The 18,893-nt window shown below is 52.9% G+C and carries 7 protein-coding genes; 3 read left to right on the top strand and 4 right to left on the bottom strand.

Translation table 11 applies throughout. The features are described from left to right. Positions 1 to 108 precede the first annotated feature (108 nt). The gene (gene hisA / locus B036_RS0104000; RefSeq protein ID WP_020567397.1) at positions 109 to 822 is read left to right on the top strand and encodes a 1-(5-phosphoribosyl)-5-[(5-phosphoribosylamino)methylideneamino]imidazole-4-carboxamide isomerase; all 714 of its coding nucleotides are present in this window, start codon (positions 109 to 111) and stop codon (positions 820 to 822) included. Between the two features lie 188 nt (positions 823 to 1,010). On the opposite strand, the gene B036_RS0103995 is transcribed toward hisA, so the two are convergent. The 4 genes from B036_RS0103995 to B036_RS0103980 all read right to left on the bottom strand — a co-directional run bounded on the left by B036_RS0103995 (position 1,011) and on the right by B036_RS0103980 (position 12,085). Further along, complete coding sequence (locus tag B036_RS0103995; protein ID WP_020567396.1) at positions 1,011 to 2,240, bottom strand: alpha/beta hydrolase; 1,230 nt, start codon at positions 2,238 to 2,240, stop codon at positions 1,011 to 1,013. A 284-nt stretch (positions 2,241 to 2,524) separates the two neighbouring features. Continuing rightward, positions 2,525 to 3,145: a hypothetical protein gene (locus B036_RS0103990; protein WP_020567395.1), complete on the bottom strand. Its 621-nt coding sequence runs from the start codon at positions 3,143 to 3,145 to the stop codon at positions 2,525 to 2,527. A gap of 91 nt (positions 3,146 to 3,236) precedes the next feature. Further along, positions 3,237 to 3,812: a Crp/Fnr family transcriptional regulator gene (locus B036_RS0103985; RefSeq protein ID WP_020567394.1), complete on the bottom strand. Its 576-nt coding sequence runs from the start codon at positions 3,810 to 3,812 to the stop codon at positions 3,237 to 3,239. Between the two features lie 419 nt (positions 3,813 to 4,231). Next, complete coding sequence (locus B036_RS0103980) at positions 4,232 to 12,085, bottom strand: Kazal-type serine protease inhibitor domain-containing protein (protein WP_020567393.1); 7,854 nt, start codon at positions 12,083 to 12,085, stop codon at positions 4,232 to 4,234. 419 nt (positions 12,086 to 12,504) lie between these two features. On the opposite strand from B036_RS0103980, the gene B036_RS27975 reads away from it, so the two are divergent. Both B036_RS27975 and B036_RS0103970 read left to right on the top strand, forming a co-directional pair. Further along, complete coding sequence (locus B036_RS27975; protein ID WP_020567392.1) at positions 12,505 to 15,657, top strand: PQQ-dependent sugar dehydrogenase; 3,153 nt, start codon at positions 12,505 to 12,507, stop codon at positions 15,655 to 15,657. Between the two features lie 230 nt (positions 15,658 to 15,887). Further along, complete coding sequence (locus B036_RS0103970; RefSeq protein ID WP_020567391.1) at positions 15,888 to 18,704, top strand: M16 family metallopeptidase; 2,817 nt, start codon at positions 15,888 to 15,890, stop codon at positions 18,702 to 18,704. Positions 18,705 to 18,893: the final 189 nt, after the last annotated feature.

Genomic DNA, 18,893 nt, shown 5'->3' with positions numbered 1-18,893 from the left:
GGTAAAGAGATACGTATCCAACCAGCCCCCTCAAATCTCCCCCTCCGCTCCGTACCTTTGCGCCCCTAACAGACCAATAGCACCAACAGACTAAAAGACCAACAGCCCATGCACATCATCCCTGCCATAGACCTGATCGACGGAAAATGCGTCCGCCTCACCCAGGGCGACTACAACCAGAAGACCATCTACAACGAAGATCCGCTGGCCGTGGCCCGCGAGTTTGAGGCCGCAGGCCTCAGCCGCCTGCACGTCGTCGACCTCGACGGCGCCCGGGGCGGCGGCATCGTCAACCACAAAGTCCTGGAGAAGATTGCCAGCGGTACCAGCCTGCACATCGACTGGGGCGGCGGTATGAAATCTGACGAGGACCTACGCATTGCCTTTGAGGCTGGTGCAGCCCAAGTCACTGGTGGCACCATCGCCGTGAAACAGCCGGAGGTATTCCTGGGCTGGTTGGAGCGCTTCGGCGCCGAGCGGATCATCCTTGGGACCGACGTACATGGCGACAAGATCGCCGTCTCCGGCTGGGAGGAAGCCTCTGATCGGGAACTCTTCGAGTTCCTGGCCGACTACGTCTCCAGGGGCGTCCGCTATACCATCTGCACTGACGTTAGTAAGGACGGCCTGCTGCAGGGCACGGCGCGGGAGCTCTACGCCCGTATCCGCCGGGAGCAGCCCGATGTGCAGCTCATTGCCAGTGGTGGCGTTGCCACCACTGATGACCTCGATGCCCTGGCCAAATTGGACTGCTTCGGGGTGATTGTGGGGAAGGCTATTTATGAAGGGCGGGTTTCTTTGGGAGAGTTAAGTGAGTATTAGCCCGGCCGAAGCTCTCTCCGACGGCGAGCGGTCAAGCGGCTCTCCAAGCACGTGAAATTGATATAACTAATGCCCCCTCCCCACCTAAAAGTAAAGTCCTGAGCAACAAAGCGCTGCGGGCTCCACCAATGCCCGCTACCGCTCGTGGCGGCTACCTCCTATGTCGACAATCTGGCTTACTCCCCTTCTTACTCTAGTTCCCCTAAGTCCTTCTCGTCAAAGAACCTGTTCCCTTCATAGTGCTCAACGCAATACTTCAAGCTCATTTTGCCCTTCTCCAGTTCAACGTTATACGCTCGTGACGTATTAGCGATAAAGTAGGACGTGGTAAGCCGACTGTCCGGATATTTCCTAGCAATTTTCTCTAAGAATTCAATGGCCTCTAACGGGACTGCTAAATCTTTGGCAAAGAAATCAACGAAGGCGTCTAATTGTCCCAATAGAAAACGTCCCATCATTTTCTCATCGCTACTTAGCATACGATAAGCTAAAGACTTGGCACCGTCCAAATCACCAAGTTCCTTCCTGTAGTGGAATAAGATTATTTCCTGGTATTCAAAGTCATTCTTTTGCTCATCATACTTGATCAACTCGTTAAATAGATTAACATTTCTGTTATTGACACTCTCAACAATGAGATAGCCATAGTCATCTTCATTAATATCAGTCAAAATACCATAATGGCTTTTCATTCTTTGCCCATAATCGTCAACGTATTGTGCTACGGAGAAGTCAACAAATTTCGACGCACTGATTAAGCATTCAAAATTTCGGTAGTCCCTAAAAGTAAATTTCAGTCCATCAAGAAGAGACACTACAGGCAAGTCACCATGATTAGCATTGTAACCGGAAATTAGGACACCCTCGTTGTCTAACTTCCCGGAAAGCTCCTTAGCCAAATCGTTAAATTCATTATCCTTAAACCCGTATCCTAAGAAGTAGCTCCGTTCGCCCATCACCTTGAGGCGGTTCTCAAGACGTTCGTTAAATCCATCGCTTCCCTCCACTAAGGAAAGCGCGATTACGCCATCGAAAACAACCTTTTCCATCAGTAACGAGTTCGTCACGAACTGAGCAGTATTAGAATGGCCGATGATCACATCATAACCTGAGGTACTATAAGTACTATCAACGTAAGGAATTAGTTCCCGTGTAAGGAAGTCGTACAGTTTTTGGGGACCAGGCAAATAGCCAATCCCCTCAAAGTTCGGCTCGGTCTCTTCGCCCCTATTGGCATGGTGCACCCCAACGACAATGGCCGCCGGAATGGAATTCGTGCCCAAATCGTAGCCATCTTCATCTGTTTCATTACCTAGGTGTTTGACATAGTCAGCGACTATCGGAAACAACGATTGTCTGTCCAGTGTGTAAATCACGGGGTATTTTCGGTCGGTAACATATCCTTTGGGAAGCTGCACACTAACAGTTCATTCTGCTCCTGGAAAGAATTGAGAAAGTAGTTTTTCATGTTTAGTCGTAGGCCCTTCTCTCTGACCAAAACCGCTGGCACTAAATAGAATGGCAGTAGCGAGCAAAAGCAAAAGCTTCATAATTCTATGTATTAATAACGAATAATTAGAAACTATTCAGGGTAGATAGTGGACCTCGTGTATTCTGCATTACCCGGAGTAAAAAACTTGACGAGTTCTGCTACTGGATCAACTTGACGCCTCCCTCCGGTAGACCGTTGAGTGTCGAACCACTAAAAGTTATATCCAAAATGCAGCCCCGGCTCACCGAAAAAAAATTTAGTCCACTTATCATCAAATTGTTTGAACGGGTCGGGCATGGTTGTGTGGTAAGGCCGGTGGGTAACGGCAACTGACGGCTCAATGAAAAACTTGTCGTTAAACAGCTTAACATGGTAACCTAATCGGTAGGTATTGAATATTTGAAAGCCTTTATCTATCTCCTTTCCGTCACCGTTTACAAAAGATTGCCAGGCACTCATAACGTGTACACCAGCATACAGGTTCTTCCACAAGTATCTTTGGTAGGCAAGCGCAAAGCCACGTTCTTGAATGTATCCAGTATATTTTTCTTCGGGGTCATTATAGAACTTCCCGTACGGAATACCGAGCGACTTATGGTACCTCCAGGTTTTCAACTCTAAGGACACTACATCCCTTCCTGTCAGGCGATAACCAAGATTTAGCTGTACAAAATGGGGTTTGTCTTCCGGGAGGAAATTTCCTAACATGAAGAAGCTGCTGCCAATAAAACACTTTTTATAGGTGCTAATCTGCGTAGCATACTGGGCGTCGAGTTGTGCACTGACCGTGAATACTAAGGCGAGGCCTAGAGCTAAAATTCTAATTCGCATATTCTGAGCTATTTGTTAACTATGATAGTGCAAAATTAGAGCGGCCGTTAGTTGCCACACGTTCACTTAAGTGAAGAAGCAAACCACTAGCTCATTTTTTTTCAAGAATCCTGGCCCTTATTCTACTCAAAGACTGAGGTTTGATTCCTAGATAGCTGGCCAACTGATGTTGAGGGACACGTTGAATAAGGTCGGGTCTTTTTTGCAACACGTTCAAGTATCGTTGCTCGGGAGAAGAAGTTTTAAAGGCATCAAAATTAATTTGTTGCTTAGCTATTAGTTTTTCTGATAAAATCCTGCACAGTTTTTCGAATTTAGGAAATTTATCAAAAACGTCAGTTTCCATAGCCTGATTTGAAACGGAGATTATAGCATCTTCCGTTGCTGCGACATAATATTCAGAAGGGCCCTTTGATAAGACGCAATTCGGGGTAACACCTTCCATTTCCGTATAGAATGCCGTTGTTTTTTCTTCTCCTTCTATCATGTAGTAGGTTCGCAGACATCCTTTTAAAACGAAATAACCGTCTTGTGAATGCTGTCCTTCTTTTAGTAAGATAGTTCCTTTTTTTATCGTTTGGAAGGTGTCTAGATCAATTATGGCATCCATTTCATCTTCTGTAAGTGAAACGTATTTGGAGAGAAAGTCGAACAATAATTTTTGCATTATTCTTTATTTCTGTATGGTGTTCCGTCCTGAAATTAGTTGTAACATTTTATGACATAATGAAGATACAGAAAGAAAGCAACCATTTAGGACAGGCAAAATACCCATCTGTAAGACAATCCTTGTTTTGCCCCGTGAAAGGTCAACTTCGTCACATCAAAGAGAAGATTCGTCTCTTACTACTGGTGAGGTGTAGGCGCAGGCATGGACCTTTAAATAGAGGTGTGTGCTGGGACTATTTGCACATTAACGCTTCGAAGCGTTGACAGGGTATAGGATCCCCAAATAAAGCCGTCTCCGACGGCAAGCGGAATAGTTCGGACGGGGACGTCCTCTACCAAAGTACTCCCCCAATAGCCTGGTGGCCCCGCAGCACAAAGCACCACGGGACCACCAGACTACAAGACCACAAGACTACCTTACCGTCTCAACACCAATTTCCCAGAAGCCACCTCCCCCCCAGCCCGCAGCTGGTAGTGGTAAGCCCCCGCAGGCAATGCCCGCGTATCCAGGCGGAAACGCTGCGGCCCAGCCTCGAGTGGCTGCGCACGTTGGATGACCGGACGGCCCAATGCGTCAAACAGGATCAATTCTACCTCATCGGGAGAGGGTATTTCAAAGCGGATGTCGACGAAGTCGCTGGCGGGGTTGGGCGCAGCCCCAACCAGGTGGAAGACGGCGATGTCGGAACCGGCGATCACCGTTTGGAGGTCGGGAACCAGACGGCGCTGCGCGCCGTTGTGTGCCTCGGCGGGGAAACCCGCCGAAGTGCGTAGGGTGATGAGACCTGCCACGGAGCGGCGGGTTTCGGTGGCTCGGATGGCTAGTTCAACCACTTTTGCACCTGCGTTCAGCGCCCTGAAATCACCCGTCTCGCTGAACCAGCTCAGACGAATCGTTCCGCGTTCTGCCAGGCGTTCACCCGCACGAATACCGGGAACATCTGCCGGCAGTACAGATACCAACTCCAGCCCTTCGGCCAACATCAATTCTCCCTGCAGTGCTACCAGGTCGGCAGCTTCGGTCAGGCTGATGGCTACGGTGTAGGTCTGTCCGGCAGTCAGTACCTCGGGCAACTCCAAACTCAGTGGCAGGGTACCAGAGCTCCGGCTTACGTCAGCATCGCCCAGCAGGTCACCAGTTTTCACGGCAGTAAACATCACCATGGTATCGCTTTGCAGTACAACCTCCGCGCGGCGCGGCGCGGGGAAGACGTTGCCGTCGTTCCAGTCGGCAGCAAATTCATGGGTATTGGGCACGAAGCTCCAACTGTTACAGCCCGGCAGCTCGTCGAGGTCATCAACCAACAGGCGCTGCATCAGGAAGAGATCGAGGTTACTAAAGCTCTGGCTGCAATTCATGTCCAGGGCCACTACTTGCATCGGATCCGTGATCTGCGGCACCTCGTACCCCAGCAAATAACGCTGAGCCAGGAAGATCTCGAAGCTGGAAATACCGTTGCGATAATCGCTCGTTTTAACCGGCTCGACATAGTACATCCGGCCAACCGTCAGTCCGGTCAGCGTACTCGCCACACCATTAGCGTCTTCCGGCAGATCGAGGACATAACCGCCGTTTGGTTCTGAAAGCTGGAAGGTTACATCCTCAACTTCCTCATTATTATTGGTGTAGGCGCGGCTGCTGATGTTGCCCAGTAGGTTTTCGGTAATATCCACAAAACCGGGCAGGTAGGTTGCAGGCAATAGCAGCGGTACACCGTTACGTACCCCACTAACTTCAAGTTCCACTGGCTGATTCACCAGTTGAATGTCCGTAGTCCCCGTGCTTCCACCGAGTTGGACGTGCAGGAAGAAAAGAACGTTGATCCCGGATTCTCCCAGGTTAACGCCATCCGTGCCATTGGCCACAAAGCTGAAGCTTTGGTTGCTGGCATTGTACTGCGGCGCGATGGCGCCGGCAGACACGTGGGTAATGGTGGCAAGCGACGGATCATCCAGCGCAAAGGTGCCCGCAATCGTGGCGACGTTATCTGTTCCCTGAATGGAAACGGGAATCCGTACGGAGTTACCAGCAAAGCTGCTGGCGCCACCAATAATGATCTGCACGTTGCCGCTGGCACTAACGGTAACTTCCTGGCAACTGGTTTCAGCTCCACAGTCGTTCGTCGCCGTCAGGCAAACGTTGTAAGTACCGCCTTGCGCATAGGTATGAAGAGGATTGGTCTCGGCACTTGTGGCGGAGTTGTCACCAAAGTCCCAGGTATAGGTTCCCGGGCCGGTGCCATTGGTAAAGTTTACCGCCAGGCCGTTGACGGACGTCGTGAATGCCGGTTCCGGCAACTCGCCTTCCATACCACCGTCTATGGAAGAAAAATTCATCTCCGAACAACCTTCGTTGCTCCAGGCCTGGACGGAATAATCTCCGGGAGGACTGGAAATGTATAGGTCCCCCATTACATCAGTAAGCTGCTGTACGAGCGGTCCATTGACCACCACTTGATAAGGCGCGCTTCCAGCAATAAAGTGGATAAAAAAGCCGCTGCTGTCACAGCTGTTATCGATGGAGAGTTCAAACAGGTTAGCGGACGTAAAGCGGATCCGGGTAGTCTCCATATCCATACAGCCATTTGCTTCCGTCACCTTGATCTTGTACTCACAAGGCTCCCGGTTAAGGAGTTCAAACTCGCGCTCTGTAGTGGTAAAAGTAGTGTCTACCATCCCGTCACAAAGGCGCGTCACTTCAACATCGAAGGGACCAACACCGCCGTTGATGTCGTTCCACAGCTGATTCAATTGGCCACAATCGTTAAAGATCAGGGAAGTCACCAGGTCAAGGTCCGTCGTTGTATTGTTGATGGAAAACTGGCCTGTTTCCACGCAGCCGATACTGTCGGTAACGAAGACGGTATAGTCGCCGCTGGGTAGGTCCGTTCGCGTAAAGGTCGTGTCATTGGTCGTCACGTTTTCACCGACGGGGCCGCTATAGACAATATTGAAGGGGGCGCGGCCGCGGGTGATTTCGAGGTTAAAGGAGCCAAGTTCGTTACACTCGCCCGAAACCGAAGTCAGGTCGAAAAGATCGACATCTCCCGGAAACACCGTTATAACGTCCATAACCATACAACCGGCAGCGTCAGTTACAATGATTTTGTAATCACAGGGCTCCAGGTCCATCAGCTCGAAACCGACGTCGCCAGACACAAAGTCCATCAATGTCGTGCCGTCACACAGACGGATCACCTCGATGGAAAATGGCCCGGTGCCGTTGAAAATATCGACCCATATCTGGTTGTATTGGCCACACTCGTTATAGATCAGTGCAGCCTGGAGCACCAGGTCATTAGTGGTAGCCTCAAGCGTTACCGTTTCTGTCTCCGCACAGCCGTTGGCATCTGTCACCGTAAAGGTGTAAATACCTGCCGGCGCATCGTTGATCGAAAGCTCATTGCCGTTCACGGTATTGCTTCCGGACTGTGGCCCGGTGTACACAACGGAGTATGGCGAAGTGCCCCGGATGAAGTTTAGGTCGATCCGTCCGTTCTGTCCGCATGGTCCGCTTACGGGCGTAACCGTAAACAAGTTAGCAGCGGCATCTTCCACACAGGTTTCAGTCATGACCATACAACCCGTGGCATCGGTAACAACTACCTTATAGCAGCACTCTTCCAGGTCCGTCAATTCGAAGCCGGTTTGCGCAGTCGTGAAAGTGGTATCCACCGTGTTGTCGCACTGACGGGTAACCACCACGGTAAAGGGACCGGTACCGCCATTGATGTCGTTCCAAAGCTGGTTGTACTGGCCGCAGTCGTTATTGATCAGTGCCGTTTGTAGTTCAAGATCGCTTGGGATGTCCACTAAGGTTACCGCTTCTGTTTCGGTACATCCGTTGATGTCGGTGACCGTAATGGTGTACGCTCCTTCGACCAGACCAGACAGAATCGCTTGTCCGTCAGCATCGTTAAAGCTACCACTGATGGGTCCGGAATACACAATGGTGTATGGCCCGACCGCATTGCTGTTCATCACCATAACCTCAATGCTGCCTGGCTGGCCACACACGCCGTTCGTGACGATAGCATTGAACAACTGATAAGGTTCTACAGTGACGGTGCGCATGGTCATACAGCCGTTGGCATCCGTTACCACAATCTTGTAATCACAGGGTATCAGGTTGACGATCTCAAAGCCTGCTCCACTCATTTCCACGTCGACTTCTACGCCGTCACACAACCGCGTTACCGTTACGGTGTATGGTCCGACGCCGCCTACAATATCGTTCCAGATTTGGTCGGGCCTACCACAATCATCGGTCACGATACTGGAAATTACGTCGAGGGTACCGTCGTTCAACAGCGTAATGCTTTGGGTTGTCTCACAGCCCGAGCCGTTGGTTAAGTGGAAGGTATAAGTACCTGCGGGGAGGTCATTGACACGATATTGCTGGCCTACCAGATTGACGCTGCCGCTTACGGGTCCTGTCCAGTTAATAAAATAAGGATCCTCTCCTGCGGTGATGTCCAGGTCGATATAACCGGAGCCACCACACGCGCCGTCACCGGCCGTCAGGATCAGGAAATCTTCGTTCGGGTCAACGTTCACCGTAAGCACCCGGCTACTGCTACAGCCGTTGGCATCCTCCACTGCGATGGTATAGGTGCAGTTGGCCAGATTCGTCAGATCAAACGCTCCGTCGGCGGAAGTGAAAGATCTGTTTTGGCCGGGGCAGGCATCCGTGGTAACGGTAACCAGGAAGGGTGCATCACCACCAAACATCAGTGTCCGGATGTTGTCCAACTGGTCACAATCATTAGCAAAAAGGAAACTGCTTTGATCATTGGCAGAGAGGCCGCCATTGACCATTATCTCGGTTGTTGCTGAACAGTCGCCGAAATCTGTTGCCGTGATCGAGTAGGTCCCGGGCGGGAGGTTGATCAGACCAGTGCCCGTACCGTCAACCGTCAGGCTGCCGCTGACTGGCCCAGAGTACACGACGGTATAGTTTGGCGTTCCACCACTGATGATGAGTTGTAGCTGCGAGTCGTTGCCGTCACAGGCCGCCAGTGTTTGGGTGATGTCTAAGTCGAGGTTTCCACCATTATCACCCACAAATACCGTTTCTGACTGGTCACAGCCATCATCTCCCCAGATGGAGAACGTATAGGTCCCCGTCGGCAAATTGTTGATGACGGTAATTTGTTCGGAAGTATTAATCGTCCCGGAAACCGGGCCGGTGTAGTTGATCGTATAAGGAGCTGTTCCGGTAGAGATGTTAACGCGGACGGCACCCGGCAGGGAACAGTTGGCTGGTGTTGCCGACACATCGACTTCCATCTGCCCGCTACCAACCACCAGTTGTTCCTCGTAGGAACAGCCAAAGGCGTCGGTCAGCGTAAAGGTGTATTGCCCGGCGGGCAATGACCGAACGCGGAAGTTGTACCCGTTTACCGTAGCACTGCCCGTTACCGGACCACTCACCGTAATGTGGTAAGGTAAAGTACCGTTTGGTGCCCGAACAACGATTTCCCCCGGGCTGCCGTCGCAGCCAGCGGGCTCCGTCCAGGTCGTCACCTCAAGGTTGCCGGAGGCGGCGTCTATCCAGACGTTTTCAGTAATTGAACAACCTGCGGCATCGACTACCCGTACGGTATAATCTCCCGCCGCCAGCGGTGTGATCACGAAGTTGACGGAATTGGTCGTAAACGTCCTGGTAAGGTCCCCACTAAGGTAAACGGTGAAGGGAGCAACCCCGCCCGAAGTAAGACTGACGTCAATACGGCCATCTTCACCGCAACCAGCCGCCGTAGGCGTCATCGTTCCGGCCAGGCCACCGTCACCATTACTGATGGTGAAAGGATAAGTAAGTCGGCAACCGTTGCCATCTTCGATGGTCGTTACATAGTTACCGGGAGGAAGATTCGTAAAGCAGAAATTGCCGGTCGTACTGAAAGCCGAACGGCAAACGGGGCCAACGTAGTGGGCAGTATAGGTGGGGCTTCCGCCAAGTACCTTCAGGCAAATGCTGCCAGCGGCCTGTCCGCAGCCTGTTCCCGTCTGACTGAGCAGGTTGGCGCTCAGATTACAGGAGGAGGCGCAGTCTACGGTAAGACTGTAATTAGAGATTGCACCATTGTACCCATCTACGACCACATAGTAGGTTCCGGCGGGTAGGTGCTTAGAGATTTGTTCGTTACTCGTTCCGGCATTCTGACTGTAATACAGGCCACTCCGGCGACTACACTCGCTAAGCAGAAAAAGCTCCAGATTAGCATTCAGACCGGTCAGGTCGATCGTTACCAGGCCAGCTTCGGTGATCGTGAAGGTGTGCACGATTTCCGGACCGTTGTTCTCTACGTTCAGGGTTTGCCCGCAGGTATAAGTAGATACATCATCCGTACCTCCGGCGTTGGTTCCGTTATAAGTGACACCACAGGTTAGTGGCACCGACTGACTACAGTCGAGGTAGCCACAGCTCAGTTCCAGGCGGTAATCACCGCCAATGCCTGCGGCTCCCTGGTCTACCACAATGTAGTAAGTCCCATTGGGGGCATCTTCTAAAACGATGCCTTCGTTATTCGTCTGGCTGTTGGAAGTGGTACTGGAACCGACGACGGTGTAGTTCCCACAATCACCGGTCAGCAGGAACAGATCCATGTTCAGTCCGGGCGTCATGATTTCCAGCCCGACCTGTAGGTCACCAGCAGAAGTTTTTTCAAAGACGTAGACCCGATCCGGCCCCTGCATCAGTAAGCCCGTTGCTCCGGGGTAGCTGTTGATTTGGTTACCGGCACCAACCGTAGATTCATTTGGCAGGTAGTCACCACATTCAATGACCGTTGCTTCATCACACCAGCCGGATGAACCGTTACACGGTCCGTTGGTATAGCTGAGCACGCCCGCCGCATCTGCGTAGCAGGCATTGATGTAGGTCTCTCCGTTGCAACCACAGACAAAAGCGGAGGTCGTACCACAATCCTCCGTATCGTTAATCTGACCAGGATCGATACAGGCCATATCACAACCACCGGAAGTATAACTGCGTATGCCGGAAGCTTCTGCAAGACAGGCACTGGCATATTGCTCTCCGTCGCAACCACAAACAGGGCCACTGTTTTCGGAACAGACCAGGGTAATAATGCCCGTTGATTGGTTCAGGCTGGTGCCGCTGCTTACTAAAATCAGATTAGGATCATAGCAGCTCAAGTCGTTGCTGCATACGCCGGAGGTATAGTTAACTACGCCAGCTGCTTCGGCGACACATGCGTTTGAGTAGGTAACGCCATTGAATCCACAGACCGGATCATAAACCGTGGGGCAGTTCGCTGAAGGGTTCATGTTTTCTACCACCAGACCGGGACTCCAGCAGGCACCTGGCGTATAAAAAGTTATCCCGGCAGTCTCCGCGAAACAGCTGTTGAGATAAGTGATGCCATCGCTACCACAAACGGGGTTAACGGTAAAGGAACAAGCCATGAGTTCTTTGAACACCAGGGTATCCGTAGCCACAGAGTGTGTTTGAAAATCTTTGTCAAACAGGATTAGGCTGTCAATGACGATGGTAACACCCACCATATCAGCAGGGTCCAACCCTGCAGCCAATGGCATACTGATGCGGGTCAGGGGCCTGGCATTGCCTACTATCCGATTTTGGTGATCTATGGCCGTAATCGTAAAGTCAATTTGACGGGCAGTACTGTCAACGTGCAACCAACGTACCAGTTGGTTGCCAGCTCCAAGGGAGAAGACGGATGCCTCTTTAGCGTAGCCTTCATAATCAGCCAGTAGCTCCCGGGAGAAGGTAGCGTTAAAACTCATGCCGTGAAACGCTGAGAAAGTACTGTCTGGTCCACGGAGGTTAACGTCCAGCAGCAACATAGTCCCCGTAGGCGTTAATTGAATGCCCGCAGGGAGTAACTCAAGAAAAGCCTCGTGATTACCCGAAGTGTCAGGTTTTACCCATGGGTCTGCATTGGGGGCGGGGACGCGGGTGCGATGCTGGTTTAGGAAGAGCACGCGAAAGTCACGGCCGTTCACCAGACCATCTCCATCGAAATCAGCAAAGGCAAAGTTGTGTCCATCGGGATAAGTGGTTTCCCAGACTTCTTCCGTTGGCTGGCCAACCCAGCTGCTACTGGCATTGGGTCGTTTCTTTCCGTTGGTGCCTGATGCATGCGCCCAGAACAGCATATCTATGCCGTTAACTGTGCCGTTTTCGTTCGCATCGCCAGGCCATACTACCACTTCCTGTGCACTCAATGGAGCAGACATCATGGACAGCACAGCCAGGATTACGCTGTAGGTAAAAATCTTTTTCATAATCGGGACTATGGGATAAAACTTCTGTGTTGTTAAAAATCGGCTCCCTTTGGTTGGTTAAACGTGGAGCGTAATAAATCGGTAAAGCGCTAAACTGCCTGGTGAAAGCATCGTTATTCGCAAACCAAAAACCGAAATCGTCACGATTCCTCTCTTTGACTTGACGAATCTCTATCGAAAGGGTCACCTGTGGTGTAGTAGCTAAAGCATCCTAAAGGTAATCATTTAGACCGTTTTCCTACGAATTTTCACCTTTCCCGGGGTCATTACTACCGTTAAAGCATGCTAACAACACTATTCGGGTGTTGGCCCGGTAAAGGTTAAGGGGAATTTAAAGATTGCACGTCTTCTACGTATGTACCCGGACCCCAAGTCCTTAACCGTAAAGACTACCTTAGGCCTTCACAAAGCACCCCACCATGATCACGAAGCAACCGCTTCTTTTTCCTGCGCTACTCCTCCTGATTTGCGTTCTCGGCATCATTTCTTGTTCCTCAGACCAGCTTCCGGCAGGCGACCTGATCGAATTACCGGCCGATGGGCCGGTACTCATGGTTGGCAACCCCGACCGGACGGTACTGGACCAGCTAAAAAGCGCGCTCTCTCAACGGAGCCTTACCGCACCTTATCATAATCTGGATGAGGACAGTCTTTTCAATTACCGCAACCTGGTTCTCCTTCGGGTGGAAGCAGACAGCCTGACGGCCCATCGCCGCCGGTCCGTCGAACGCTTTGTACTGGCCGGAGGCCGGCTCTTAATTGTTGATAGCAGGCCCGCCGTCCCCTACGCCTGGACGTGGTACGACGGGGTTCGGAGGATCACTGATCAGGTAAGTGACCACGGTGCCGGAAAAGTATTAGCCATCACCGGAACGGGGCTGGCGCCGGAAACGTTCTTTGCTTCAAAATCAGCCAATGCACCTGCGCCCGCGCCTGATTATGCCGCCCTGCCACCACCTGCCCCTAAAGCCGACCGGTTCCAACTTGAAGTGCTGGACGACAACATCTACGAACCCATGGAAATGGAGGTCCTGCCAAACGGCGGTGTACTATTTCTGGAGCGTAGGGGAAAAATGAAGCTATGGGAAAAGGGTACCACTAAGCTCGTTCGTGATTTCGACGTGTGCATCGAAGGTAACTATGAAGACGGGCTCCACGGCCTGGCCCTCGATCCAGGATACGGGAAAAACAACGATTGGATCTACCTGTACTACAGCCCCTCACCCTGCGATTCGACCGACCAACTGCTTAGCCGTTTCGAATTTACAAAAGGTGTACTCGATACCGCCAGCGAAGTCGTAGTGCTGCGGGTTACCGTGCAGCGGGACAAGTGTTGCCACAGCGGTGGAAGCGTCGAATTTGATCGCAACGGATTGCTGTATCTAAGCACCGGCGACAACACCAGCAGCAAGGAGAGCGACGGGTACAGCCCCATTGACGAACGCCCCGGACGTGGTCCGTTCGACGCCCAAAAATCAAGTGGGAACACCAACGACTTGCGGGGCAAGATTCTACGCATCAAACCAACGCCCGAGGGCGGTTACACCATCCCGGAAGGCAACCTCTTTGCCGATGGCGCGGGCGGACGGCCTGAGATTTACGCCATGGGCTGCCGGAACCCCTTCCGCATTACCATTGACCCGTGGACTAATTTTTTGTACTGGGGAGACGTCGGCCCCGATGTCGGCCAGGCTGGCCGTTACGGCCCGGAGAGTTTTGATGAATGGAACCAGGCACGCTCCGCCGGCAACTTCGGCTGGCCCTACTTCGTGGGCGACAACTACGCCTTCAACGACCGGGATTTTGCCACCGATGAAGTTGGTGCCCCTTTTAACCCCAAAAAACCGGTCAACGAATCTCCTTATAACACCGGCGCCAGGGAGCTACCCCCGGCCAGGCCGGCGTTCATCTGGTACCCCTACGGGCCCAGCAAAGAATTCCCGGTACTGGGCCAGGGCTCCCGCACGGCCATGTCCGGCCCCTTTTACGATAAGGACAACCTGGTGCCGATCACCAACAGCGCATTGCCGGAGTATTACCACGGCAAATGGTTCATTTACGAATGGGCCCGCAGCTGGATCAAAGTCGTCACACTGGACAGTGCCCGCGAAGAGATCGTTCAGATCGAAGACTTCCTTCCCGAAGTCCCGATCAGTAAGCCCATCGACTTTAAAATCGGGCCCGATGGGTCGGTCTACCTACTGGAATACGGCAACGATTACTTTCTCAACAATCCGGATGCGCGGCTGGTCCGCATAAGTTATTCTGCCCGAAATCGCCCGCCGGTAGCCAGGCTCGCCGTCGACGAGGTGGCTGGTGGCCTGCCTTTCTCCCCCACCCTATCTTCCGAAGGCAGCACTGATCCGGACCCGGACGACAGCCTCAGTTATCGTTGGTACATTGAAGGAGAACTGATGGCCCAAACGGAAGATTTCCGACCTACGATCACCAGGGCGGGCCCGCACATTGCCAAACTGGAGGTTACCGATGCTGAAGGCAGCACGGCAGAAGCGGTCACCACGCTGACGGCAGGCAACGCCCGGCCGGAACTCGAATTGGTACTGGAAGGCAACCAATCTTTTCTCCTGCCTGGCCGTAAGCACCTCCGTTACACCGCTTCGGTGGAAGACGAGGAGGACCGAAGTTCAGGTCTGCTAAACATCGACCAGGTGGTCGTCAATGCTGCATGGCTGGATGATTCAGAACTGGTGGACGGTGTTCGCCGGGGCGAAAAACAACTGCCCTCGGGCGATCTGCGTTGGGCCTCGGGCGAAGGCCTCATTGCCGGGAGCGATTGCTATACCTGCCACAAGGAACGGGCAGAGAACGTTGGGCCAGCCTACCTCGCCGTAGCCGGGCGGTATGATGATAAACCTGCCACCATCAGCAATTTAGCGGCGAAGGTGATCAAAGGCGGTAACGGCGCCTGGGGAGAATCGTTGATGAGCGGGCACCCTGCATTGAGCCAGGCTGACGCCGAAACGATGGTTGGTTACATCCTCAGCCTTAACGACGGCGGTCGGCTTCCGCTCTCCGGAAGTGTTACTCCGGGAGAAGGCAGCGGGAGTTATGTCCTCGCAGCCAGTTACCGTGATCAGGGCGGGCGCGAAGCGCCGCCACTGGTAGGGCAACGGGCGGTGGTTCTGCGCCCCACCGTTCTGCAGGCCGAAGTAGCCAACGATGGGCTGTACCGCGCGGCCGTGCCGCAGGGCGGGCAAAACAATGCTTTCAAAGTGGTCAACTTCCGTCCGGGAGGCGCTTTGCGCCTGGCCAACATTCATCTGTGGGGGCTCCGCTCTTTCAACGTGAGCCTGCACGCCAACGTGCCAAGTGTGTTGGAACTTCGGTACGGTAGCCGGGACGGTCAGTTGCTGGCCAGCCAAAACTTGCGCCAAACGGAAGGATGGAATACCTACACCAAAGAAAAACTCCGTCTCCCTGCGACGGTCAGAGACCTACCGCCGGGTGACCTGTACCTGGTTTGGAAGGGAGAAGGTGGCGTCGCAGCAGATGACATGGGCCACCACCGGCCGGGGGATGTTGGGTTTGTGGATTGGGTGGGGGTGGAGTGAAGTCATCCCTCTTTTGAGGTTCCTCAGCAGCTGAGGCGCAAGAAACGAACTGACTCGTCCGTCGAGCTAAGTCTAAAAGTAATATCTTGTCCTGATCTCCCGGCGGACGAGTCAGGCCGCTACGCGTCCGCCTCCGTCGACGAGGGACCATATTGCATTAAGGCAACCCATAAGGTTACCCTCCCGTCCTTTTATCTTTACCTTCCAATATTCAGCCCCAACCAAAAAAAATGTTCCTTAGATCAATCAGCCTCCTGACCTTCCTCGCGCTCTTTGCCTGCAACGCCGACAGCAATACCAGCGACACCACCGGTAAATTTTCTATTCCCTTCGAGAAGTTCGAGTTAGACAACGGCCTTGACGTAGTTTTTCACGTCGACAAGTCTGACCCCGTTGTTGCCGTTGCGCTGACCGCGCACGTCGGCTCCGCCCGGGAAAAAGAAGGTCGCACTGGTTTCGCCCACCTCTTCGAGCACCTCCTCTTTCTTGAATCAGAGAACCTGGGTAAGGGTGGTCTCGATGCCATGAGTGCCCGCATCGGTGGATCTGGTGCCAACGGTTCTACCAACCGAGACCGGACCAACTACTTCCAAACCGTTCCTAAGGATGCTTTAGAAAAGATGATCTGGGCCGAAGCGGATAAACTTGGCTGGTTCATCAACACGGTAACCGAGCCCGTTTTAGCTAAAGAGAAACAAGTCGTTAAGAACGAAAAGCGGCAAGGCGTCGACAATCGTCCGTACGGCCATAATTCCTACGTGATCGACAAGGCGCTGTACCCGAAGGACCATCCCTACAACTGGCAGGTCATCGGTTCGCTCGAAGACCTCGACGCCGCCACAGTTGCCGATGTGCAGGAGTTTTTCCGCCGCTGGTACGTACCTAACAACGTTACCCTGGTGGTTTCTGGTGATTTTGACCCGGTACAAGCAAAAGCCTGGATCAAAAAGTACTTCGACGAGATTCCAACCGGTCAGGAAGTCCGCAATATGGAAAAACGGCCGGGCAAGCTGGCCGGCACCATCAAATTGTACCACGAGGACAACTTTGCCCGCCTTCCCCAGCTCACTATGGTTTGGCCGACGGTGGAACGTTACCACCCCGATACTTACGCGCTCGACGTGCTGACCGAATACCTCAGCGAAGGAAAAGAAGCGCCACTCAACCAAGTGCTGGTCGAAGACAAACAATTGGCTCCTCAAACCGGCTTTTACTCCGGCAACTCCGAGCTGGCTGGCGAAGCCCAACTCGAAATTCGTGCCTTCCCCGGCACTTCACTTGATTCTGTACTTGCAGGCGTACTAACCGCTTTCGCCCAGTTCGAAGCAACGGGCATTTCTGAGGTCGACCTTCAGCGCATCAGTGCCGGACAGGAGACCAGTTTTTACAACGGCCTGTCCAGCGCGCTGGGTAAGGGTTTTAATCTGGCGCAGTACAACATCTTCGCAGGTGACCCGGGTTTCGTGGAGAAAGATATTGAAAACATACTAGGGGTCACTACCGCCGATGTGAAACGGGTATATGACAAATACATCAAAGGCAAACCATACGTAGCCACTAGTTTCGTACCGAAGGGAGAAGCCTCCCTTGCCCTGACGGGGTCCACCAAAGCGGAAGTCGTAGAAGAAAAAATCGAGATCGGTGCAGAGGAATCATTCGATGCTTCCATCGCGGCCGAGTATGAACCGACCCCCTCTTCTTTTGACCGTTCGGAGGAACCCGGCTACAACGGAGAACTGGAACCTACACCGCCCACCGTTTGGCAAACCACGCTGGAGAACGGCCTGAAGGTTTACGGCATCGAGAACACAGAAGTACCACTCATCAATTTCAACCTGGTCATTGATGGTGGACAGCTGTTGGAAAGTCTCGAAAAGCCGGGTGTTACCAACCTCCTGGCCGAAATGATGACCAAGGGCACCAAGAATAAAACTACTGCGGAATTGGAGGCCGCTATCCAAAAACTTGGTGCTAACATTAACGTCTTTGCCGGCCGGGAGAGCATTACGATCTCTGGCAACACCCTGGCTCGCAACTACGACGCTACCATGGCACTGCTCCGCGAGATCCTCCTTGAACCTCGTTGGGATGCAGAAGAGCTGGAATTGATCCGTCGGGAAACCCTCAGCGAGATCGAGGGGAGAAAGGCGGAGCCCAATGCCATTGCACGTTCCGTCTTTAACGGTCTGGTGTATGGCAATAACAACATCCGTGCCTACGAAATGGAAGGTACGGAGGCGTCAGTTGCTGCCATTACCATGGCTGATTTACAAGCTTACTACAACAGCAATATTTCGCCCTCTGTTGGCCGAATGCACGTGGTCGGCGCCCTGAGTGAGCAACAAATTTTGGCCCCACTAGAAGCAATGTCTTCAGCCTGGCCGGCCAAAGCTGTCAGGTTGCCCGATTGGCCGTTACCGGAGCAGCCCGAAGAAGCCAAAGTGTATTTCTACGATGTTCCCGGAGCCAAGCAATCCGTCCTCCTCATCGGCAGCCCCAGTCTGGCCGTCACTGATGCCGATTATTACCCGGCTACCGTAATGAATTACATCCTGGGTGGTGGCGGCTTCGCCTCCCGTCTCACGCAGGAACTGCGGGAAGGAAAAGGGTACACTTACGGTATTCGTTCGGGCTTTACCGGCTCCAAGGAAGACGGGCGGTTCGCCATCAGTAGCGGGGTGCGCAGCAACGTCACCCTGGAGTCTACCCAGGCGATCAAGGACATCCTGGAGGCCTATCCCGAAACCTTCTCGGAGCAGGACCTGGAAACCACCCGTAGTTTCCTGACTAAATCCAACGCCCGGGCCTTCGAAACCGCCGGAGCCAAGCTCAACCTCCTCGAGAACATGAGCGAGTATGGCTGGAAGGCCGATTTCGTAAAGGAACGTGAAGCCATTGTACGCGGCATGAGCCAACAAAAGATCAAGCAACTGGCAGATCAGTACCTCCAACCTGATCGGATGATCTGGTTGGTGGTTGGTGATGCCGCTACGCAGCTGGACCGGATGAAGGAACTGGGGTATGGGGAACCCGTTCAGCTTAATTAGAGAATGGGTTGAGGCCTTGTAGTCGAATGGGGCCGTCAGGCTCCCGGAGTGAGTGACGGCGGCAGCTTACCGTAGTAACATCGGTCAAAATCGCTTTACTCCCTTGCCAGATACGGACTGGGAGGTCTACAGTAGTTGGGTCTTGCCCATCTTTGTCTCAAAACCTCCCCTTGCACCTGCGGCCGCGCC

The sequence above is a fragment of the Neolewinella persica DSM 23188 genome (genome assembly GCF_000373105.1).
Classification (GTDB): Bacteria; Bacteroidota; Bacteroidia; order Chitinophagales; family Saprospiraceae; genus Neolewinella; species Neolewinella persica.
The sequence above is the reverse complement of the archived record's forward strand: the minus strand, read 5'-3'. Positions and strand labels throughout refer to the sequence as shown.